The sequence below is a fragment of the Nonomuraea sediminis genome (assembly GCF_018531495.1).
Classification (GTDB): domain Bacteria; phylum Actinomycetota; class Actinomycetes; order Streptosporangiales; family Streptosporangiaceae; genus Nonomuraea; species Nonomuraea sediminis.
This window is the reverse complement of sequence record NZ_JAHDTI010000002.1, coordinates 1,138,163-1,158,634: the sequence shown is the minus strand read 5'-3', so window position 1 is coordinate 1,158,634 and position 20,472 is coordinate 1,138,163. Positions and strand designations below refer to the sequence as shown.

The 20,472-nt window shown below is 70.1% G+C and carries 19 protein-coding genes; 7 read left to right on the top strand and 12 right to left on the bottom strand.

The features are described from left to right. Positions 1 to 59 precede the first annotated feature (59 nt). Positions 60 to 1,334, top strand: coding sequence for an MFS transporter (locus tag KIK09_RS13645; RefSeq protein ID WP_214319474.1), 1,275 nt, complete (start codon positions 60 to 62; stop codon positions 1,332 to 1,334). A gap of 862 nt (positions 1,335 to 2,196) precedes the next feature. Here the strand turns inward: KIK09_RS13645 and KIK09_RS13640 are convergent. The 4 genes from KIK09_RS13640 to KIK09_RS13625 form a co-directional block, all read right to left on the bottom strand. Next, positions 2,197 to 2,865 carry a hypothetical protein gene (locus tag KIK09_RS13640; protein ID WP_214319473.1) on the bottom strand — a complete coding sequence of 223 codons (669 nt, stop codon included), beginning with the start codon at positions 2,863 to 2,865 and terminating at the stop codon, positions 2,197 to 2,199. Between the two features lie 76 nt (positions 2,866 to 2,941). Next, positions 2,942 to 4,270, bottom strand: coding sequence for a flotillin family protein (locus tag KIK09_RS13635; protein ID WP_214319472.1), 1,329 nt, complete (start codon positions 4,268 to 4,270; stop codon positions 2,942 to 2,944). A gap of 78 nt (positions 4,271 to 4,348) precedes the next feature. Beyond that, on the bottom strand, positions 4,349 to 5,818 hold the full coding sequence (locus tag KIK09_RS13630; RefSeq protein WP_214319471.1) for a flotillin family protein: 1,470 nt from the start codon (positions 5,816 to 5,818) through the stop codon (positions 4,349 to 4,351). Positions 5,819 to 5,833: 15 nt separating this feature from the next. Further along, complete coding sequence (locus KIK09_RS13625; protein ID WP_214319470.1) at positions 5,834 to 6,034, bottom strand: NfeD C-terminal domain-containing protein; 201 nt, start codon at positions 6,032 to 6,034, stop codon at positions 5,834 to 5,836. Between the two features lie 130 nt (positions 6,035 to 6,164). On the opposite strand from KIK09_RS13625, the gene KIK09_RS13620 reads away from it, so the two are divergent. After that, positions 6,165 to 8,117 carry an NAD(P)-binding protein gene (locus KIK09_RS13620; protein WP_250572922.1) on the top strand — a complete coding sequence of 651 codons (1,953 nt, stop codon included), beginning with the start codon at positions 6,165 to 6,167 and terminating at the stop codon, positions 8,115 to 8,117. Positions 8,118 to 8,126: 9 nt separating this feature from the next. Here KIK09_RS13620 and KIK09_RS13615 read toward each other — a convergent pair whose 3' ends face one another. Next, positions 8,127 to 8,900, bottom strand: coding sequence for an SDR family NAD(P)-dependent oxidoreductase (locus tag KIK09_RS13615; protein WP_214319469.1), 774 nt, complete (start codon positions 8,898 to 8,900; stop codon positions 8,127 to 8,129). Positions 8,901 to 9,055: 155 nt separating this feature from the next. Here KIK09_RS13615 and KIK09_RS13610 point away from each other — a divergent pair, with 155 nt between their 5' ends. From KIK09_RS13610 to KIK09_RS13595, 4 genes are read left to right on the top strand one after another with little or no spacing between them, the layout of a single operon-like run. Then, a complete protein-coding gene (locus KIK09_RS13610; protein ID WP_214319468.1) occupies positions 9,056 to 11,146 on the top strand; it encodes a sensor histidine kinase in 2,091 nt (696 codons plus the stop codon). Then, the gene (locus tag KIK09_RS13605; protein WP_214319467.1) at positions 11,143 to 11,541 is read left to right on the top strand and encodes a roadblock/LC7 domain-containing protein; all 399 of its coding nucleotides are present in this window, start codon (positions 11,143 to 11,145) and stop codon (positions 11,539 to 11,541) included. Before KIK09_RS13610 ends, KIK09_RS13605 begins: the two co-directional genes overlap by 4 nt. After that, entirely contained in the window at positions 11,538 to 11,900 is a 363-nt protein-coding gene (locus KIK09_RS13600; RefSeq protein WP_214319466.1) for a DUF742 domain-containing protein, read from the top strand. Before KIK09_RS13605 ends, KIK09_RS13600 begins: the two co-directional genes overlap by 4 nt. Continuing rightward, positions 11,881 to 12,453 carry a GTP-binding protein gene (locus tag KIK09_RS13595; RefSeq protein ID WP_214319465.1) on the top strand — a complete coding sequence of 191 codons (573 nt, stop codon included), beginning with the start codon at positions 11,881 to 11,883 and terminating at the stop codon, positions 12,451 to 12,453. Before KIK09_RS13600 ends, KIK09_RS13595 begins: the two co-directional genes overlap by 20 nt. Here KIK09_RS13595 and KIK09_RS13590 read toward each other — a convergent pair. The 5 genes from KIK09_RS13590 to KIK09_RS13570 form a co-directional block, all read right to left on the bottom strand. Then, positions 12,450 to 12,824 carry a DUF742 domain-containing protein gene (locus KIK09_RS13590; protein WP_214319464.1) on the bottom strand — a complete coding sequence of 125 codons (375 nt, stop codon included), beginning with the start codon at positions 12,822 to 12,824 and terminating at the stop codon, positions 12,450 to 12,452. The genes KIK09_RS13595 and KIK09_RS13590 overlap by 4 nt on opposite strands. After that, positions 12,821 to 14,968 carry a sensor histidine kinase gene (locus KIK09_RS13585; protein WP_214319463.1) on the bottom strand — a complete coding sequence of 716 codons (2,148 nt, stop codon included), beginning with the start codon at positions 14,966 to 14,968 and terminating at the stop codon, positions 12,821 to 12,823. The genes KIK09_RS13590 and KIK09_RS13585 overlap by 4 nt, the downstream gene beginning before the upstream one ends. A gap of 56 nt (positions 14,969 to 15,024) precedes the next feature. Next, the gene (locus KIK09_RS13580; protein ID WP_214319462.1) at positions 15,025 to 15,600 is read right to left on the bottom strand and encodes a DUF998 domain-containing protein; all 576 of its coding nucleotides are present in this window, start codon (positions 15,598 to 15,600) and stop codon (positions 15,025 to 15,027) included. A gap of 482 nt (positions 15,601 to 16,082) precedes the next feature. Further along, positions 16,083 to 16,271: a hypothetical protein gene (locus tag KIK09_RS13575; RefSeq protein WP_214319461.1), complete on the bottom strand. Its 189-nt coding sequence runs from the start codon at positions 16,269 to 16,271 to the stop codon at positions 16,083 to 16,085. A 60-nt stretch (positions 16,272 to 16,331) separates the two neighbouring features. Beyond that, entirely contained in the window at positions 16,332 to 16,781 is a 450-nt protein-coding gene (locus tag KIK09_RS13570; RefSeq protein WP_214319460.1) for a MarR family winged helix-turn-helix transcriptional regulator, read from the bottom strand. A 60-nt stretch (positions 16,782 to 16,841) separates the two neighbouring features. Here KIK09_RS13570 and KIK09_RS13565 point away from each other — a divergent pair, with 60 nt between their 5' ends. Next, the gene (locus KIK09_RS13565; RefSeq protein WP_214319459.1) at positions 16,842 to 17,351 is read left to right on the top strand and encodes a VOC family protein; all 510 of its coding nucleotides are present in this window, start codon (positions 16,842 to 16,844) and stop codon (positions 17,349 to 17,351) included. Here the strand turns inward: KIK09_RS13565 and KIK09_RS13560 are convergent. Beyond that, the gene (locus KIK09_RS13560) at positions 17,348 to 19,321 is read right to left on the bottom strand and encodes a hypothetical protein (protein WP_214319458.1); all 1,974 of its coding nucleotides are present in this window, start codon (positions 19,319 to 19,321) and stop codon (positions 17,348 to 17,350) included. The genes KIK09_RS13565 and KIK09_RS13560 overlap by 4 nt on opposite strands. Continuing rightward, positions 19,318 to 20,460, bottom strand: coding sequence for a 5'-methylthioadenosine/S-adenosylhomocysteine nucleosidase (locus tag KIK09_RS13555; protein WP_214319457.1), 1,143 nt, complete (start codon positions 20,458 to 20,460; stop codon positions 19,318 to 19,320). Before KIK09_RS13555 ends, KIK09_RS13560 begins: the two co-directional genes overlap by 4 nt. Positions 20,461 to 20,472: the final 12 nt, after the last annotated feature.

Genomic DNA, 20,472 nt, shown 5'->3' with positions numbered 1-20,472 from the left:
ACGTTGTATTTCGCGGCACATCATGCTGAGATCTCCTCTTGGTCGAAGGGGGATCCGCGATGGCCGCATCGTTCCGACTTTCGAACACGGGGGCCTTCTGGTCGCTTGCCGTACTGCTGTGCCTGATCCAGAGCGCCGCGTCGGCGCCCTCGCCGCTGTACGGGCTCTACCAGCAGGCCTGGCACTTCTCACCGATCGTCCTGACGACGGTGTACGCGGCCAACGCGCTGGCGTTGCTGGTGACGCTGCTGTTCGTGGGCTCGCTGTCGGACCACGTGGGGCGCCGCCCCGTACTGCTGGCGGCGGCCGTGATCGAACTGCTCGCGATGGCCGTGTTCGTGTCCGCGCGCGACGTGGCCTGGCTGACCGCGGGCAGGATCCTGCAGGGGATCGCCACCGGCATCGCGTCGGGCGCGATCAGCGCCATGATGATCGACTTCAGGGGCGCCTCCTCCAAGGTGCCGTCGATCGTCACGAACATGTCCGCCTCGGGCGGCATCGCGCTCGGCGCGCTGGCGTCGGGGCTGCTGGTGCAGTTCGGTCCCGCGCCGACGCACCTGATCTTCTGGTTGCTGCTCGCCGGCTTCGCCGTGCTGGTGGTGCTGACCGCGGTGATGCCGGAGACGGTCTCGCCTGACGGCGCCTGGCGCACCGCGCTGCGGCCGCGGGCGACCGTGCCCGCGCAGGTGCGCGGCGCGTTCCTGGCGCTGATCCCGTCGATCGTGGCCTGCTGGGCGCTCGGAGGCCTCTACCTGTCGCTCGGGCCGTCCATCGTGGGCACACTCACGCACTCGCAGGGCCGGCTGATCGGCGGCCTGGTGATCCTCGCGCTGAACGGCAGCGGCGTCACCATGACCCTGCTCGGCCGCGACTGGTCACCCGAACGCTGCCTCTACGCGGGCTCGGCCCTGCTCATCACCGGCGTGACCGCGGCGCTCCTGGCCCTGGCCACCCGATCGACCGCGCTCTTCTTCGCGGGCACGATGGTCGCCGGCGCGGGCTTCGGCCCGTCCTTCTCCGGCGCCCTGCGCACCCTGACCGGCCTGTCCCCCGCCGCCTCCCGCGCGCAGGTCATCGCCGCCATCTACGTCGTGTCCTACCTGGCACTCAGCCTCCCGGCGGTGGCCGCCGGCATCGCCGTCACCCGCGTCGGCCTCTTCCCCACCGCCTACGGCTACGGCATCGCCGTCATCGCCCTCACGGCGGGCGCGGCCTTCGCCTCCCTCCGCCACCGCCACCGCGCCACCCGCTCCCGCGAAACCACCCCCCTCAGCCCTCACCACGACCACCCACCCTGCCCCGGCACCATCCCACCCCTCCTCCAGCACACGTGATCTTCCTTTTGTGCTGTACGGCGGGCTTTGGCCGTACGGCGGGCAGCCCCCTGCGGCCGCCCGCCGTCGTGGGCTGAGGGCCCGCGTCCGGCGCTTCTGGCGAGTCGGGGATTGTTGCTCGCCGCCACGGCGCTTCGTCATCGTGGCTCCCGGGGTCGTGGCTCGCCGCCGCACAGGGCGCCGCCTTCGCCGTACCCCGTCCCACCGACCCGGCGCCTGAAGGGCACCCCCGTGGCCACAAGAGACCCCAGGCGGGTCCCAGGGAACAACGAGGGCGTTCGGGTAGTAGGCACCACCTCGGTGGTTCCGAGAGCACTCCAGGGTCCACGATCCCTGGGTCCCCAAGGCCCACGATCCCGAGGCTTACAGCGCCCACGATCCCGGGGGTTTCCAGGGGCTCGTGGTCCCGAGGCTTCGAGCACTACGATCCCGAGGCTCCGAGAGTCCACGATCTCGAGGTCTCCAAGGCCTCACGGTCTCGGGGTCTCCAGCGCCCCACGATCCCTGAGGCTCTAAGGCCTCACGGTCCTGGGTTTCCGAGGCCCCACGATTCCGGGGGTTTCAGGCGCCGGGTCGGCGGGACGGGGTGCGGCGGAGGCGGCGCCCTGTGCGGCGAGGAAGTCGGGCCGGGGGACGTGGATCACGAAGCGCCGTGACGGCGGGAACGTGGCATCGACTCGCCGGAAGCGCCGGTCGCGGGCCCTCAGCGCACGACGGTGGGCGGCCGGTGGCGGTGGCTTGCCGTACAAGAAGCACTCGCCGTACAACCAGCACCCGCCGTACAAGAAGCGCCCGCCGTACGAGGAGCACCCGCCGTACAAGAAGCACTCGCCGTACAAGAGCTCGTTCCAGAAGCACCCGATCAGTGGACGTGGCGGGCGAGGGCGGCGTCGGCCTGGTGGCCGAGTTGGAACAGGCCGGATTGTTTGACGCGGCGGCCGACCACCAGCAGGCTCATGACGACGTTCGCGCGGCGGATGATGACCGAGCCGATCTGCGCGTTGTTCTTGCCGCCCGTGGCCGTGGTGATGAAGGCGCGTGACTGGTCGCCCACCTGGGGCATCGCGAGTTCCTTGGTCGTGTAGGTGACCTTGGCGCCCTGGACGGTGGCCTGGTAGCGGTGGCACTGGCTGGGCAGGGCGCCGGGGAACGTGGTCGTCGGCAGCGAGACGAGCGCCTGTGTGATCGTCCCCCTGGCCGAGGAGAAGGCGACGACGGCCGCGGGGGATTTGGCGATCGCGGGCTGGGTGGCGTCGAGCTGGGCCGCGCCGGCGCATTCCGGGTGGTCGAGGCTCGACTGGCGGATGGCCTGCAGGCCCTGCTGGGTGGACTTGAGCGACCCGAAGGCCCCGGTTTCCGGCCCGTAGGCGATCTTCATGCCCTTGGGGGCTTGGAGCAGGGCGGCGCGCAGGTTGGGCTCGGGGGTCGGGGTGGTAGGTGATGGCGGGGCGGCCTTCTCGGCGGCTTGGCCGGAGGAGCACCCCGCGATCACCATCATGCTCAGACATATCCCGGAAACGGCCTTAAGCATGAATTCTCCAATTCGCTCTGGCGGCATTTCCACGAAACGCTAGAGGAAGTGGAGAGTAAGGATCCGAGTAACGTCGCTATTCGCGGGATTCTGTGGATTTGAGAATTGCCTCCGGATCTACGCCATTTACCGAGCCGTTGAGAAGCGAGCGGGCCACCGAGAGCCCGGTGCCGCCCAGAGTGAGTACCTTGGCCAGCGTCTCCTCGATCCCCTGCGCGCCGTTGAGCACGATCATGTGGTCGACGTTGCTGAAGGCCTTGGCGCCCGCCTCGACGATCTCCGGCCACTTCTCGGCCAGTTGCTGGGCGACGACCGCCTCCTGGTTCTGGGCGAGCGCGTCGGCGCGGGCCTTGATGGCCTCGGCCTCGGCCAGGCCCAGCGCCCTGGCGGCTTCGGCCTCGGCCATGCCGCGCAGCCGGGTGGCCTCCGCTTCTGCCTCGCCGTGCAGCCTGATTCGCTCGGCCCCGGCCTGGGCCTCGGCGACGGACGCGCGCCTGTCGGCGTCGGCCAGGGTGACCTTCTCGTAGGCGCGGGCGTCGGCGGGCTTGCGCACCTCGCCCTCGAGCCGCTTCTCGGCCAGTTGGGCCTCCAGTTCGGCGGCCGAGGTCTGCTGGACCACGACCTCCTGGCGGGCCGCCGCCTCGGCCAGCGGACCGGCCTGCCCGGCCTTGGCCGCGGCGCGGTCCATCTCGGCCTGGTAGCCGGCCTGCTGGATCCTGGCCTGCCGTACGGCTGCCGCCTTCTTGATCTGGGCCTCCTGCTCGGCGGCGGTGGCCTCCTGGTCGCGCTGGGCCTCGGCGGTCCTGGCTGCCGAGGCGACGGCGGCGGCGTGGGGGCGGCCCAGGTTGGCGATGTATCCGGTGGTGTCCTCGATCTCCTGGATCTGCAGCGAGTCGACGATCATGCCGAGCTTGCTCATCTCGTCCGCGGACGTGGTGCGGATCTCGTTGGTGAGGGCGTCGCGGTTGATGATGAGATCCTCGACGGTGAGGTTGCCGACGATCGAGCGCAGGTGCCCGGAGAAGAGCTGGTGGATCTTGTCGTCCACGGTCTTCTGCTGACCCAGGAAGCGGCGCGCGGCGTTGGCGATCGAGACCAGGTCGTCGCCGACCTTGTAGATCACCACGCCGCGCACGTGGACGGGGATGCCCTGCCGGGTCACGCAGCGGACCTCGAGTTCGGAGACCCGGCTGTCGAGCGAGATACGGCGTGCTGACTGGAATCCCGGCAGGACCAGGGCGCCCTTGCCGGTGACGATCTTGAATCCGAGTGTGTCCCTGCCTCGGGCTCCTAAGCCGGAGATGATGATCGCTTCGTTCGGCTCGGCGACGCGCCAGATGAGTTTGAAGGCGACGATGACGACGACCACGATGGCGGCGATCACACCGGCGAGAACCAGGTCCATGCTTGCTCCCTTTGTCGGGATCCTTCATGAAATGCCGACCAGACTTCCCGGCTCACCTAGTGACGAAGGTACGTCCGCTCAGGGCGTCTTGCGCACCTCCGGTTCCGCTCCGTTCGGGGTGCCGCCGTTGAGCAGCGCGCGGGCCAGCCCGAGTCCCGTGCCGCCGAGCGTGAGCGCCTTGGCGAGCAGTTCCTCCACGCCCTGGGCGCCGTTGAGCACGACCATGTGGTCGACGTTGCCGAACGCCTTGGCGCCCGCCTCGACGACCTCGGGCCACCTCTCGGCCAGTTGCTGGGCGATGACGGCTTCCTGGTTGTCCTTGAGCGCCTCGGCGCGCGCCCTGATGGCCTTGGCCTCGGCCAGGCCCTTGGCCTGCTCGGCCTCCGCCTCGGCCAGACCGATCGCCTTGGTGGCCTCCGCCTGTGCCAGGCCGCGCGCCTTGGCGGCCTCGGCCTCGGCCTCACCGGCGACCTTGGTGGCGGCGCCTGCGGCCTCTCCGCGCAGCCGTACGGATTCCGCGTCGGCGGCGGCCGCCTGCTTGACCTGCGAGGCCTGGGCGGTGGCGCGCAGTTCGGTCTCCCTGGCCTCGGCTTCGGCCTGGGCGATGCGGGCGTCGCGTTCGGCCTGGGAGAGCGTGACGGTTTCGTAGGCCTTGGCGTCGGCGGGCTTGCGCACCTGCGACTGGAGCCGCTGTTCGGACAGCTTGGCCTCCAGTTCGGCGGCCTTGGTCTCCTGGACGACGACCTCCTGCCGGGCGGTGGCCTCCGACAGCGGGCCCGCCTGGCGGGTGGTGGCCTGGGCGCGGTCGATCTCAGCCTGGTAGGAGGCCTGCTTGATCTGGGAGTCGCGCCAGGCGGCGGACTTGTTGGCGGCGGCGATCTGCTCGGCCTCGGTGGCCTCCTGGTCGCGCTGGGCCTCGGCGATGCGGGCGGAGGCGGCGATCTTGGCGGCGTGCGGCTTGCCGAGGTTGGTGATGTAGCCGGTCTCGTCGTCGATCTCCTGGATCTGCAGGGAGTCGACGATCAGGCCGAGCTTGCTCATCTCGTCGGCGGCCGAGGCCCTGGTCTCGCTGGTCAGCCGCTCGCGGTTGAGGATGAGGTCTTCGATGGTGAGGTTGCCGACGATGGAGCGCAGGTGGCCGGTGAACAGCTCGTGGATGGCGCCGGTCATGAAGTCCTGCTGGTCCAGGAAGCGCCGGGCGGCGTTGGCGATCGAGGCCAGGTCGTCGCCGACCTTGTAGATCACCACGCCTCTGATGTGCACGGGGATGCCCTGCTGGGTGACGCAGGAGACCTGGAGGTTGGCGGCCCTGGTGTCCAGGCGGAGCCGCCGGGCGGTCTGGAATCCGGGCAGCACCGCGGTGCCCTTACCCGTGATGATCTTGAATCCTAAGCTGTCGACCCCGGCGTCGCGCCTGCGCGCGCCCAGGCCGGAGATGATCAGTGCTTCGTTGGGTTCCGCGACCCTCCAGAAGGCCTTGAACAGCAGGATGATGACGATGACGGCGACGAGGATGCCCCCGCCGACAATGTAGAGCTCAGGGGACACGGGTCCTCCAACGTGCTAGACGAGTGCGCGGGCCACATAGACCGTTCGCGGAGGAAAGTACTCCACGACGATCACGATGGATCCGACGGGGATCTCCTCGTCGGGCACGGTCGGATGAGCGTAGAAGGCCTCGACGCCGCCTCTCACCTGAACCATGACCTCGCCGACCAGACCAGGGCCCACCTTCCCCGTGACCCTGCCCTGCTTACCGACCACTGGACCCCCCCGTCGCGATATTCCGGACGCTACTCCAATACGGCATTCGCGGTAATAGGCGACGCAAAATGTTCCTCCATCCGCTGCGCGCCCCAGTGTGGCATTTCCGGACACTGCAGATGATCGCGCCATGAGCAGGGCACGCGATCTCGGGATGGACAGGTCCATAACGCGCCGCGACTTCTTCGACGGGGTGGCCCTGACCGCCGGGGTCGCCGCTCTGGGCGCGGTCGCGGGCTGCGGGGCGGGCCGGGGCGAGCCCGGTGTGATCGGCACGTCCGCGCTCGAGGTGCCCGAGGGCATGAGGTTCCCGCCCGCGCTCACCGGGTCTCAGGGCAACACCGCGGCGGCGCTCAGCGTGCCGCACGCGATGCGCGACGACCGCTTCTGGCAGTACGCGGGGACTCCGGAGGCCACCGGCGAGAACTACGACCTGGTGGTCGTGGGCGGCGGCATCAGCGGGGTGAGCGCGGCCTTCGAGTGGCTGCGGCGCGATCCCGACGCCCGCATCCTGATCCTGGACAACCACGACGAGATCGGCGGCCACGCCAGGCGCAACGAGTTCCAGCCCCAGGGCCGCAAGGGCCCGCTGATCGGCTATGGCGGCTCGCAGTCGATCGAGGCGCCGTCGGTGTGGACTCCGGAGGGCAAGGACCTGCTGCGCCGGCTCGGCGTGGACGTCAAGAAGTTCGGCAAGTACTTCGACCAGGAGCTGTACACCCGGCTCGGCATGTCCGACAGCGTGATGTGCGACAAGGAGACCTTCGCCGGCGACAGGCTCATCCGTTACACCCCGGGCATCAAGGCCGAGCGGTGGGTCGCCGAGCTGCCGATCGCGGAGCGGGCCAAGAAGGACCTGCTCATGCTCTACCAGAACCCGCCCGACTGGTTCCCCGGGCTCGGCCAGGAGGCCAAGCAGGAGCGGCTGGCCGGGCTGACCTACTCCGACTTCCTGCTGAAGGTCTGCAAGGTCCATCCCGAGGTGGAGCGCTTCCTGCGGACCCAGTCCAGCGACGAGTGGGCCTACGACACCAGGGCGTTCGGCGCGATCGACGCCTGGGGCAGCGCCGACGGCTGGGACTATCCGGGTTTCCAGGGGTTGGGGCTCGACCGGGACAAGCCGTCGCGCTTCAACTCGCCCAGCATGAAGAAGAAGTGGAGCGCCGACGACGCGTACATCCACCACTTCCCCGAGGGCAACCAGGCGCTGGTCAGGATGATGCTGGGCCGGATGATCCCCGGGTTCTCCTCCTCGGTGGACATGGACGGCATCACCACCGCCTCCTTCGACTACGGCCGGCTGGATCTGCCCGTCAACGCGGTCAGGTTCCGGCTGTCGAGCCCGGTGGTGTCGGTGAGCAACGACGGCTCGCCCGACACGGCGACCACGGTCACGGTCGGGTACTTCGACGGGCACAAGATCCGCACGGTCCGGGCCGGGGCGGCGGTGATGGCCTGCTGGAACATGGTCATCCCGTATCTGACGCCCGAGCTGCCCACCGCGCAGAAGCAGGCGATGCGCCAGGCGGTCAAGCTGCCGCTGCTGTATGCGATGGTGCAGCTTCGCAACTGGGAGGCCTGGCGGAAGGTGGGCGTCAACCACGTCCGGTGGACCGGGGCCTACTGGTGCGTGTCGGAGCTGGACTATCCGGTGAGCATGCCCGGGTACGCGTGCCCGCAGGATCCGAGCGAGCCGATCAACGTGCACATGATCGCCACGCCGTGCCAGTCGGAGCTGGGTCCGAGCGACGGGGCGATCGCCGGGCGACATGTCCTGATCAAGACAGATTTTTCGTTTATGGAGTATTCGATCAGGGACCAGCTGGCCCGGCTGCTGGGGGCCGGTGGGTTCGACCCGGCCAGGGACATCGAGGCGATCACGGTCAACCGGTGGGGGCACGGGTACGCGCCGGAGTACTGCAGGCCGTGGAACGCCTTCTACCCCGACGGCCCCTTCCCCGCCGACGTGGCGCGCAGGCGGTTCGGCCGGATCGCGATCGCCAACTCCGACTCGGTCCCCGCCGCCTACGCCGACGCGGCCATCACCGCCGCCTACCGGGCCGTCAGAGAGCTGCGGGCGTAAGGCTGCGGGTCAGCCGTCCACGGCGCGCAGGCTGGCCTCCCACAGCCGCTCGGCCAGCGCAGGGTCCGCCATGCGCCGGGGGACGGGCACAGCCTTGCCCTCGGCGTAGTACGGCTCCGGCTTGTCGGTCTCAGCCAGCTCGACCAAGGTCCGCGCGCCGTACTCCGGCGGTTTGGCGTAGCCGGGCATCATCAGGAACAGCCGCATCAGCCAGGTCTCCCCGGCGAAGCCGGTGCGGATCACGCCAGGGTGGAAGCAGGTCGCGGTGGTCCCGCGGGCCGTCAGCGCGGCCGTGAACAGGGCGTTGGCCTGCTTGGTGTCGCCGTACTGCAGCCAGCCGTTCCAGCGCCGCCGCTCGCGGGACAGGTCGTCGGGATCGATGCGCCCGCTCTGGCCCGCGCGGGAGCTCGTCGTGACCACTCTCTCGACACGATCTGTCAGAGAATGGGTCAGCAAGAACGGCGCCAGGTGGTTGACCTGAACCATGAGCTCGTGCCCGTCCACGGTGATGTGTCTGCGAGGACTCATCACTCCGGCGTTGTTGGCCAGTACGGCGATGCGCTCGTACCGCTCGCGCAGCTGGGACGCCAACCGGCGCACATCGTCCAGCCGCCCGAAATCACAGGTCAGCACGTCGGCTCCCGGCCCAGGAAGCGCTTCGGCCACGGCTTGGAGCCGCCGCGCGTCGCGTCCGACCAGCACCAGATGGTGCCCCCGGCGGGACAGCTCGGCCGCGGCGGCCGCTCCGATCCCGGCACTGGCCCCAGTAATCACGCTAATCATCGCGTTCCTCCCACTGCGCCGGAACCTTAATGGGTGCTAGTCTCCTGTGCGATCTTCCGGAGGCTATTTACACAAAGTGTGGAAATCGGCCTCGACTTCGAGGTTGGGACATGGGCGCTCGAAACCGGTCAATTCGGTTCAAGATCTTCTTGTTGTTGTTGCTACCCCTCCTGTCTCTGAGCGCGCTCTGGGGGTTCGCCCTCAATCTCACCGTGGGTGACGGCCAGTCCCTGCTGCGGGCCAACACGCTGTACCAGACGATCGGCGTTACCTCCACCGACCTGGGACTTCAGCTGCAGGCCGAGCGCGCCCGCACCGCCATGGCCATCACCACCCGCAAACTCACCCAGGATCTGGGCACGCAGCGTGCCCGCACCGACTCCGCGGTCAACGCCTTCCAGAAGTCCGCCACCAAGGCGGAGGGCGCGATCACCGCCGACCTGCGCGGCCCGCTGGACAGCCTCAACGCCGAGCTCGACCGCCTCAGCACCATCCGGATCGCCATCGACGGCGGCATGATCACCCGCCTGGCCACGCTCAACGAGTACAACCGGATCCTCGACTCGCTGTTCCGCCTCTACGACCACCTGGTCTCGGTGCCCGATCTGGAGCTGTTCCAGCAGGCCTCCTCGCTGCAGGCCATGGGCAACGCCCGGGAGGTCCTCGCCAGGGAGCACGCGCTCGTCGGCGGCGCGCTGCTCGACGGCCGGATGACCGACCCCGAGGTCGGCGCGTTCACCGAGTACGCGGCCACCAGGAAGTTCCTGGACTCCAGGGGCCTGGCCGGGCTCGACGACGAGCTGCGCGCGCCGTACGAGAAGATCTTCGACGACCAGCCGTTCCGCGACTTCAGCGCGATGGAGGACAGGATCGTCAAGACCGGGACGCCGCCCGCGAACGCCGCCGAGTGGAACTCCACGGTCGACAGGCTCTCCTCGCAGCTGGACAAGCTGGGTGTGGCCTCCTCGCAGGCGCTGGCCGCGCGCGCCACCGAAGGGGCCACGGGGACGCTGATCAAGATCGGCATCGCCGGGATCCTCGGGCTGGTCGCGGTGCTCGCCTCGATCATCATCTCGGTGCGCTTCGGCCGGCGGCTGGCCGGCGAGCTGGCCGGGCTGCGCACGGTCGCGCTGGAGCTGGCCGAGCGGCGGCTGCCGGCCATCGTGGCCAAACTGCGCCGCGGCGAGGAGGTCGACGTCAAGGCCGAGGGCAAGCCGCTCAGGGTCAGCGGCTCCGCCGAGATCACGGACGTGGCCAGGGCCTTCGGCTCGGTGCAGAACACGGCCGTGAGCGCGGCGGTGGGCCAGGCGGCGCTGCGGCGCGGCGTCGGCCAGGTCTTCCTCAACCTGGCCAGGCGCAAGCAGGGGCTGCTGCACCGCCAGCTGACGCTGCTCGACAGCATGCAGCGGCGCACCCACGACCCCGAGCGGCTCGAGGAGCTGTTCAAGCTCGACCACCTGACCACCCGCATGCGCAGGCACGCCGAGAGCCTGATCATCCTGTCGGGCGCGGTGCCCGGCCGGGCCTGGCGCAGGGCGGTGCCCGTGGTCGACGTGGTCAGGGCGGCCGTCGCCGAGGTCGAGGACTACACCAGGGTCACCGTCGAGTCGATGCCGAACGGCTCGATGGACGGCGGCGCCGCGGCCGACGTCACCCACCTGGTGGCCGAGCTGGTGGAGAACGCCACCATCTACTCGCCGCCCACCACCACCGTCCAGGTCCGCGGCGACCTGGTCAGCAACGGCTACGTGATCGAGGTGGAGGACCGCGGGCTGGGGCTGTCGCCGACGGAGTACGCGGCCTTCAACGCGATGCTGGCCGACCCACCCGAGTTCGACCTGGCCGACAGCGACCGGCTCGGTCTGTTCGTGGTCGCCAGGCTGGCGCAGCGCCACGGCATCCAGGTGATGCTGCGCCGCTCGCCGTTCGGCGGCACCTCGGCCATCGTGCTGGTGCCCAGGGCGCTCCTGGCCGAGCAGGTCGCCCTGCCGGCCTCGGACGACGACGTTCCGGCGCTGCCGAGCCGTACCAGAAAGAAACCGCTCGCCGTGGTGAGCGGCGGCACCCACGCGGGACTCCCCAGGCGGGTACGGCAGGCCAACCTGCCGCCCCAGCTCAAGGAGCCCCCGGAACCGGAACCAGCGCAAGAACGATCTCCCGATGAGGTACGCGACCTGTTCTCCGCGTTCCAACGGGGAACAGAACGTGCCCGACAGGAAGCCGACCACAAGGGGGACGACGCATGAGCGTGCAAACGACCAACGGGGAGCTCAACTGGCTCCTCGACGACCTGACGAGCCGGGTGGCCGCGGTACGGCAGGCCGTCATCCTGTCCACCGACGGCCTGGCGGTCGGCTACTCCCAGGGCCTGACCCGCGAGGACGCCGAGCACCTGTCGGCCGTGGCGGCCGGGTTCCAGAGCCTGGCCCGAGGCACCGGACGCCACTTCGGCGGCGGGGACGTGCGGCAGACCATCGTGGAGATGGAGTCGGCGTTCCTGTTCGTCACGGCGGCGGGGCAGGGCACGTGCCTGGCCGTGATCGCCGACGCCAACGTGGACGTCGGACACATCGCCTATGAGATGGCGATGCTGGTCAAGCGGGTCGGACAGCACATCACGACCAATCCGAGAGCGTCATGAGTGACACCCCGCAGTGGCTGGATGAGGACGCGGGGCCGTTCGTGCGGCCCTACGCTCTCACCCGCGGGCGCACGAGGTCGACGGGCGAGCTCCTCGACCTCATCGCGACCGTGAACGCTGTCGGGGAGCCCCGTGCCCACCTCGGCCCCGAGCACCAACGGATCCTGTGGGCGGCGCGCACCCCGATCTCGGTAGCCGACGTGGCCGTCGAGCTCGACCTGCCCGTCGGCGTCGTCCGCGTACTCCTGGGCGACCTGCGCGACCAGGGCCTCATCTCGGTGACATCCCCCAGCGCGGCCGGGCCGCGCCCGAGCGAGCGCATTCTCAAGGAAGTGATCAATGGACTCCGGGCTCTCTGAGGACCCCGTCGCACTGAAGATCCTCATCGCGGGGGGCTTCGGCGTCGGAAAGACCACGCTGGTCGGATCGATCAGCGAGATCAAGCCGCTCAAGACCGAGGAAGTGCTCTCGGACCGCGGCGTCGGCATCGACGACCTGGACGGCGTCGAGGCCAAGACCACCACGACCGTGGCGATGGACTTCGGCCGCATCACGATCCGCGACGGGCTGGTCGTCTACCTGTTCGGCACCCCCGGCCAGGAGCGGTTCTGGTTCATGTGGGACGAGCTGTCCCATGGCGCGCTCGGCGCCGTGGTGATCGCCGACACCCGGCGGCTGACCGACTGCTTCCCGTCCGTCGACTACTTCGAGCAGCGCGGCACCCCGTTCGTGGTGGCCGTCAACTGCTTCGACGGAGCCTCACGGCACAGCGTCGAGGACGTGCGGATCGCGCTCGACCTCGACGACGACGTGCCCGTGCTGCTGTGCGACGTGCGGCGCCGTACCTCCGCCAAGGAGGTCATGATCACCCTTGTGGAGCACTCGCTGCGGACGCTGACCGCGGCCGGCTAGAGCGCCCTCAGCCCGTTGATCACCTCGCGGAGCAGGCTCTCCGTGGGCGAGTTCGCCTTGTCCATCGGCGGCCGCACCCGGATCAGCCCGTGGTCGAGCAGGTCCCCCAGCAGTACCCTGACCACCCCCACCGGCTGGTCCAGCTCCGAGGCCACCTCCGCGACCGGCCGGTTCCTGCCCTCGAGGAAGGCCAGCAGGTGCCGGTGCCGGCCGCTCAGCTCCGCCTTCGCCGGCACGGGCAATCCCGTGGACACCACGGTCGCCAGCAGGTCGAGAGCGCTCGAGGAGGACCTGGTACGTCCGCGGGCCACCGCGTAGGGCCGCACGACCGGCCCGGCCTCCTCGTCCACCCACTCGGGCTCGCGACTCACGACTGAGATCCCCCATCTTGATCGCTGTCCTGCCGCCCGCGCTGCCAGCCCGACTGGAGCGAGGAGAGCAGCGCCCTGGTCTCCTCGGGCGAGCGGTCCTCGCTTCCGGGCTCGGAAGGAGGCGGCGTCTGCTTGAGCCGCTGCGGCAGATTGGCCTGCCGTACGCGGCGGGGCAGTTCCGAGGGCTGCTCGGGACTGCGCTTGGCCGAGCGGACCCGGCGCGGCAACTCCGATTCCGTCGTGCGGATGACCGAGACGGACACCTCCGGCTGCGTCACCTGCTGCACCAGGGTGGCGGGGATCAGCGCGATCGCCGTGGTCCCGCCGTACGGGGAGGGCTTGAGCGTGACCCTGATCCCGTGCCTGGCGGCCAGCATGCCGACGACGGCGAAGCCGAGCCGCTCCGTCTGCGACGGGTCGAACTCCTGCGGCCCTGACAGCCGCCGGTTGACCTCGTCGCGCTCGGCCGGGGACATGCCCAGGCCGCGGTCCTCCACCTCCACCGCGAAGCCCCGGCCGACGAGCTCCCCGCGGACGGAGACCTCGTTGCCGGGCGAGGAGAAGGCGGCCCCGTTCTCCATCAACTCGGCGAACAGGTGCATGAGGTCGGCCACCGCCGCGCCCGAGATGCCGCATTCGGGCATCGGGTAGACGCGGACCCTGGTGTACTCCTCCACCTGTGCCGCCGCCCCGTTGAGCACGTCCTCGATCGGGATCGTGCCCCGCCACCTGCGCCCCGCCGCGCCGCCCGAGAGCAGGACCAGGCCCTCGGCGTGGCGGCGCATGCGGGTCGTCAGGTGGTCGAGCTTGAACAGCCGTTCGAGCGCCTCCGGCTCCTCGGTCTGGCGCTGCATGTCGTCGAGCAGCCTGAGCTGGCGCTGCAGCAGCGACTGGCTGCGCCTGGCCAGGTTCCGCAGCGCCTCCGAGACGCCCTCGCGCAGCTTGGCCTGCTCGACCGCCGCGTCGACGGCCGTGCGCTGCACGGTGTCGAAGGCGGTGGCCAGGTCCGTGACCTCGCTGGTGGCCCCGGCCAGCACCATGATCGGCGGGGCCTCGGCCTCGATGTCGACCTCGTCGCCCCTGCGCAGCTTGGTCACCACGTCGGGCAGCCTGATCTCGGCCAGGTCCAGGGCGCTCCTGCGCAGGCTGGCCAGCTCGCGGGTGATGCGGCGGCCCACGCGGATCGAGATGAACACCGAGAAGATGACCGCGATCAGGCCCAGCGCCCCGGCGACCCCGGCGCGCACGATGATGGCCATGCCGGCCGGCTGCATCTTGGCCAGCAGCCGGTCGCCGGTGGCCCAGACGCTCTGCGTGTACTCCTTGAGCGCCGGGTCGGCGGTGCCCCGCCACAGCTGCATGTCGACACGCTCGCCGCCGATGTACTGCTGCAGCATCCGCTCCGTCGAGGTGTAGTGCTGCGAGGTGGCCAGCTTGGCGAACGGCGCGCGCAGGTCGTCGTCCAGGTCGATCAGGATCTTGGGGAACAGGTAGGTCCTCGCGCCGTCGAGGCGGGCGAGCAGGTGCATGTCGCCCATGGACAGCTTGCCGCCCGAGGCGACCACCAGGGCGTGCTCACGGCTGAGCAGCTCGCGCACCTCGTCGGCGGTGATCAGGCCGCGGGCCTGGCGGAACAGGTCGACGTCGGTGCTCATGGCGAACGAGCCGTACATGCTGTGCACCGCGTCGGAGATCGCGGAGTAGGCGCCCACCAGGCCGGAGGCGTCCAGCTTGCCCTCGTCCACCTGCCGCCTGATGTCGGGCAGCCGGTCGATCGCGTCGAGGGTCTGCTGCACCTGCGCCTTCATCTCCGGTGTCAGCGCCGCCTGGGTGTCCTCGGAGGTGGCCTGCTCGGTGAGCGCCCTGCGCATCTTGTCGGCCTTGACGCGGGCGCTGGCCAGCGCGGTCGGGTCGCCTCCCGCGCCCGCCAGCCTCTCGGCGGAGGCCAGCCGTTCGCCCTGGAGGTCCGACACCAGGCCGTCGGCGTTGTTGATGATCTCTGTCCAGATCGTCTGCACCTTGAGCAGTTTGAGGGCCTCACCGAAGGTGGTGCTGGCCGCGAAGCCCCACAGCGCGACAAGGGAGATCAGTGGGATGACGAGCAGCGTCAGGATCTTGAATCTGATGGATCTGCCCGTTGCCATGGTACCTGCTCCCGGATAGAAGATCGCGGGAGAGAATAGCACCGAAACTGGTGTGGTTAAGATCCACTAGCGATAAATCTGTGATAAGTCGGGAAATTGACTGCTTTGGCCCAGACGATGCGGGTCAGCCACCCGGCCAGCACGGCGAGCAGCGCCACATCAGCCACCAGCAGCGCCCGCTCCACCAGCCCGATCAGCACGCCCTGCCCGGGCAGCGCCACGTAGGTGAACGCCAGGACCCCGAGCCCGCCGGCCAGCGCCAGCCACTCGACTGTCCTGGCGATCCCCCGCCACGCCTCGTCGGCCCGCAGCCGGGGCACCAGCAGCGCCGCCGCCCCGGCCAGGCTCCCGAAGGCCACGATCTCCAGCGGCACGGGCGCGAGCCCGCTCAGCCCGATCGCCGCGGCCCACACGAGCATCAGCCTCTCCGGCGTGCCTCTTACGGGCGCCCCCGCGACCCGCAATCCCCCGAGCAACGCCACAGAGCCGATGCCGAGCACCGCCATCGCGACGCCATCCCCCACGCCGGTGTTCAGCAGGTCCTGTGCGTCCAGCTGGCCCACGACGAGCGCCGCCACCGCGTACGCGATCGCGGCGCAGGCGAGGAGGGGATAGAGCCTCTTTGCGGTCATATCTCCACCCTGCCGCCGCAGCCCTCCGCGCGACATCCGGCCCTCCCCCGACCCGACCCTGAGGTCTCCCCTACCTGCTTTTTGGGGCTATCTCCCCTATGGCTTCATGTACGGCAAGCCGCCCCCACGCCAATCGCCGCACTTCGGCCGGCCCCTGTCCAGGGAGACGCCCCTCCAGCGGCGACACCTGCTCACCGCAACGCCACCCCCTCACCCCCTCCGGGGAGACCCTGACCCCCACCCCCACGAGCCCCCAAGCGCCGCGTCGGCGAGAAGATGCACGGCGGAGCCCGGCGCCCTCGATCGGCGAGACACCCACCCCCACCCCACGGCCCGCCAGACCCCACGCGAGCCCCCAAGCGCCGCGTCGGCGAGAAGGTGTACGGCGGTGCCCGGCGCTCAAGTACGGCGAGGCGCCGTCTACGGTCGTGCTCTCAGGCGGTGCGTCGGTGGGAAGGTGTGCGGCGAGGTCCTGGAGGGGGTTACAGGCCGGAGGGGTCGCGGCCGACGCTGATCTCCTCGGCGATGCGGCGGATCTCGGCGACCTCGAGCCCGGGAGCCTTGGGCAGGTAACGCAGCAACGCGTCCATCACCACCGGCACGGGCTGGCCCGCCATACGCCCCGCGATCCCGTGGACGGTCCTGAACAGCGCCTCATCCGTGTCGTGCATCCCCGTCTCCTTGTTCGACTCCGGGGAGAAACCTACGACGCCACGGCGACAGTTTTCGCGCTACGACTCCAGCGTGTTCCGCACCGCCGTACAGATCTCGTCGAGCTGGCGGATCTGAGCGGGACTGAGCGTGTCGAAGAGGCTGCGCCGTACCTCCTCGACGTGGCCGGGCGCGGCGGCGGCCAGCGCGGCGAAGCCCTCGTCAGTGAGGACGGCGATGTTGCCGCGGCCGTCGGAGTGGCAGCGCTCGCGGCGGACCCAGCCGCGCTCCTCCAGGCGCGCGACGGCGTGCGAGAGGCGCGACTGGGAGCTCTGCGCCTTCCAGGCCAGCTCGCTCATCCGCATGGCGCGCTCGGGCGACTCCGACAGCGCCACGAGGATCATGTAGTAGGTGTGCGGGATGCCGGACTCGCGCTGGAGCTGGCGGTCGAGGGCCTCGTTCACCAGTTGCGTGGCCGCCAGGAAGTTGCGCCACGTGCGTTGCTCGTCCGCGTCCAGCCATCGGGTCATGCTCGCATTTTACTTGAACTCTCATATACTTGTGGGTGATTCTGCTGAAAGGGGATCACCATGCCGGTCCAGCGGCTCAACCACGCGGTCCTGTACGTGCGCGACGTGGAGCGCAGCGTCGCCTTCTACCGCGACGCCCTCGGCTTCGAGGTCGTCATGGGCATGCCGGGGGCGGCGTTCCTGCAGGCTTCCGGTTCCACCAACGATCACGACCTGGGCCTCTTCCAGATCGGCGAGCAGGCGGCCCCCTCGGGCGCGGGCAGGTCCACGGTCGGCCTGTACCACCTGGCATGGGAGGTCGACACGCTCGACGAGCTTGAGCGCATCGCCATCAAGCTCTCCGAGCTGGGCGCGCTCGTCGGCGCCTCGGACCACTCGACCACCAAGGCGCTCTACGCCCAGGACCCTGACGGCCTGGAGTTCGAGGTGTCCTGGCTGGTGCCGGCCTCGCTGCTCACGGACGACATCATCCAGGCCCGCAAGGGCATCCGCCCCCTGGACATCGCTGCGGAGAAGGCCCGCTTCGGCGGCCAGACCAGGGGCGGCCTCGGAGTCTCCGTCCCTGCCTAGCCGAAGAGCCCGCCGGCGGCGTCGGCGAGCTCGGCCAGGCGCTCCTGTCCCCTCCTGGGTTCGCTGGTGATCCAGTTCTTGCCCTCGGCGGCCACGCCTTCCAGGACGTGGAGGGTGCTGTCCAGTCCCGCGGTGTCGAGCGTGGCCTGGTTCGCGTCCTGAGCGTCCTCGGCCGCCTCGCCGGTGTCGGCGGGGAAGACGACCTCGATCGCGTGACCGTTCACGAGCGTCAGCTCGAAGGTTCGCTCGCCACCGTCGGCCTCGCTGACGTGGACCGCCGCAACGGCGTCGTAGCGGTAGTTGACGCGCTTGCGATCGTGAAAGGCGGCCTGCTCGAAGTCGAGGTCGACGGCCAGTTGCCGGACGCCGTCCTTGGTGAGCAGGAAGATCAGGAGCTTGTACCTCGAGTAGCGCCACGGGCCCTTGCTGAGCCGCGCCCGCTTGTAGGAGGTGCCGGGCGCCTCGATGAAGGCGTGGCCGACGACGTCGCGTGGGGCCAGCCTGTAGTGCCGCATGGCCTCCTCCATCAGGGCCTTGCGGTCGCAGTCCAGCCAGTGGGCCATCTCCAGGTCCGAGGGCTTGTGCGCCAGCTTGGCCCGCCATCGCTCGAGGGCGGCCCGGCGGCCGGCCAGCAGCCTGTCGGACTCCTCCTGCTCGGCCGCGTGCCTGTCCCGCTCGATGACGATGCGCAGCCGGCCACCGGCGGCCGCCCAGCCCGTCGCCAGGGCGATGATCAAGGCTGCCGGGCCGCCTGCCGGGCTGACGTGTGCTCCGTTCCAGGTCACGATGGCCATGCCCGTGCTCAGCGCGCAGACCCCCAGGACGCACAGCGCCTTCGTGGCGGCCGGGACCCGCAGCCGTTCCCTGTAGTCCCACAAGGTGCCCTGCTGCCACCGGTCCTTCACGTCGCTGACCAGGTACCTCGTGAGCCAGGCGACCCGCTTGGCGTCGATCCTGCTCTCCCGGTACAGCTCGACGACCTCGTCGCGCAGGGCCTGGCGGATTCCCGCCGTGTGGGCGAGCCAGTCGGCCCTGTCCGCGTTCCGGGGGACGTATCTGGCGAAGTAGTACTCGAACTGCCGGTCGATCTTGCTGACGAACCCGCCTCGCTGCGAGAGCACGACCGAGGGCCGCCGCACGGCCAGGTGTAACCGGTCCATGGCTTGGCGGCGCTCGACGCGGAACCGCCATGGCACGCCGTACCGTGCTGCCACGTAGCAGCCCGAGGCCAGCAGCAGGAGGGCCAGTGCCGTCGGCGGCCAGGCGCGCTGCCACGACTGGAGGCAGAGGTAGCAGATCGCCGACAGCGCGATCGTCCCGGTGAGGGCCGCCTGGACGCGGTCTCCTGTCGTGGTGGAGATCGGACGGGGCCGGCGGACCCTGGCCTCGGCCGGGTCGGGCTGGAAGAACAGCCAGACGCGGTCCAACCGCCGGCGATCGCAGCGGTCCCGCCTGGCCGCTTCGAAAACGCGCGCCCAGAGGCCGTCCTTGACGGAGCCGCTCATGATCCTTTCGAGGTTGCCCAGGATCTCCTCGCGCTGCGGGGAGCCGAGTTCCTCGAGTTCCTTCTCGATGACCTGTGCGTCGGTGCCGTCCTTCTGTGCGGCCTCGAGCAGGCGGTTGACCAGCCTGGTGGCCGCCGTCCACGGGTCCTCGGGGCTGCCGGCGGTCTTTCCGCGTACCGAGCGCAGGACGGCCAGGTCCTCGTCGGGGATCTGCTCGAGCGTGCGCCCGCTGAGGGTGGCCAGCAGCAGGTAGAAGCAGGAGCGGCTGGTCACGTGGTCGTTCATTACGGCTTCGCCGATGTACTCCCTGGCCTTGCCCGGCATGCCGCTGGACAGGCAGCGGACGCCCAGCTCGAATCGCTGCTCGGGAGAGGCGTCGGGCGGCAGCTGGAAGTAGACGTCGCCGTGGATGGCCTCGGCCTGGATGCCGACGCTCGCCCCGCCGTCGGCGATGTTGGTGCTCATTGCGGGCCCCTGACCGCGGTGATGACGGAGGCCACGTTGGCCGCCAGGTCGGCCACATCCACCAGCAGGCCGCGCAGCCGCTTGAGCGCGATCATCGCCTTGCTCCTGCCCTGTTCCGACCGCTCCGACAGGGACTCGGTGGCGGCGGCGATCTCCTGCTCCGCCGCGGCGTAGGTGTCCTCGTCGACCTCGCCTGCCTTGCGGGCCAGCCTGAGCCTGTCGCGGAGCTCGACCAGCTGCGCCGAGAAGTCGAGGACGGCCGCGGGCGGCAGCCCGATCGAGACGTTGCCGTGGATGTGCCCGGCCTGGACACCCACGCGCGCGTGGCCGGTGGCGACGTTCTTGATGTGCTCGGTCATCGGACGACCTTCCGTCGGCGGGTGGTGGCGTGCTTCCTTGGCCAGTTCCTCGGCGAGTGCGACGGCGAAGGCCGCGGCGTTGGCCACCGCCTTCGGCTGCCAGCCCGCGCCGTCGGTGGTCACCTTGGTGCCGTCGGCCCTGTCGCTGATCCCGCGCACCACGACCGTCGGCAGCGACCTGTTCAGATGCGCGGCCTGCGCCACGCCCGCGGCCTCCATCTCGATCGCCAGCGCGTCGTTGTAGGTGTCGCGGACCCAGCGGGCGTGCGCGGAGATCGCCGAGTCCTGCACCACCTCACCGGCCGCGATCGGCCCGAACTTCACCTCGGGTACGGCGGAGCCACCAGGCAACCGCCGCGCCCACGAGCCGCCGCGCACGAGGTGCCGCGCGACCTGGTCCGGCTCGTGCGAGATCTCCCAGGCCCGCGGGCGCGCCTTGAACCCGTCGTCCTCGCTGGTCCCGCCGTGGTAGGCGTAGACGTGGGTGGCGACCACCACGTCGCCCAGGCCGACGTGCGGCCACAGGGCACCGGCGACGCCCACGAACAGCAGGGCGAACGGGTCGAACTCGGTGATCGCCCGCTCGGTGAGCACGGCCGCCGGCTGGTTCCCCTTCCCGACCAGCCCCAGGACCACCCGGCACGCGCCGTCGGCGAGCCGGCCGACCTCGAACCGGGTGCCCGCGCGATGGCGGTGCAGCCGGAGTCCGGTCAGGTACTCCCGGACGGCTCGGTATTCCAGGTCCAGTGCGGTGAGGATCACGATGGGACGTTCGTTCACCGGAGCACGCCT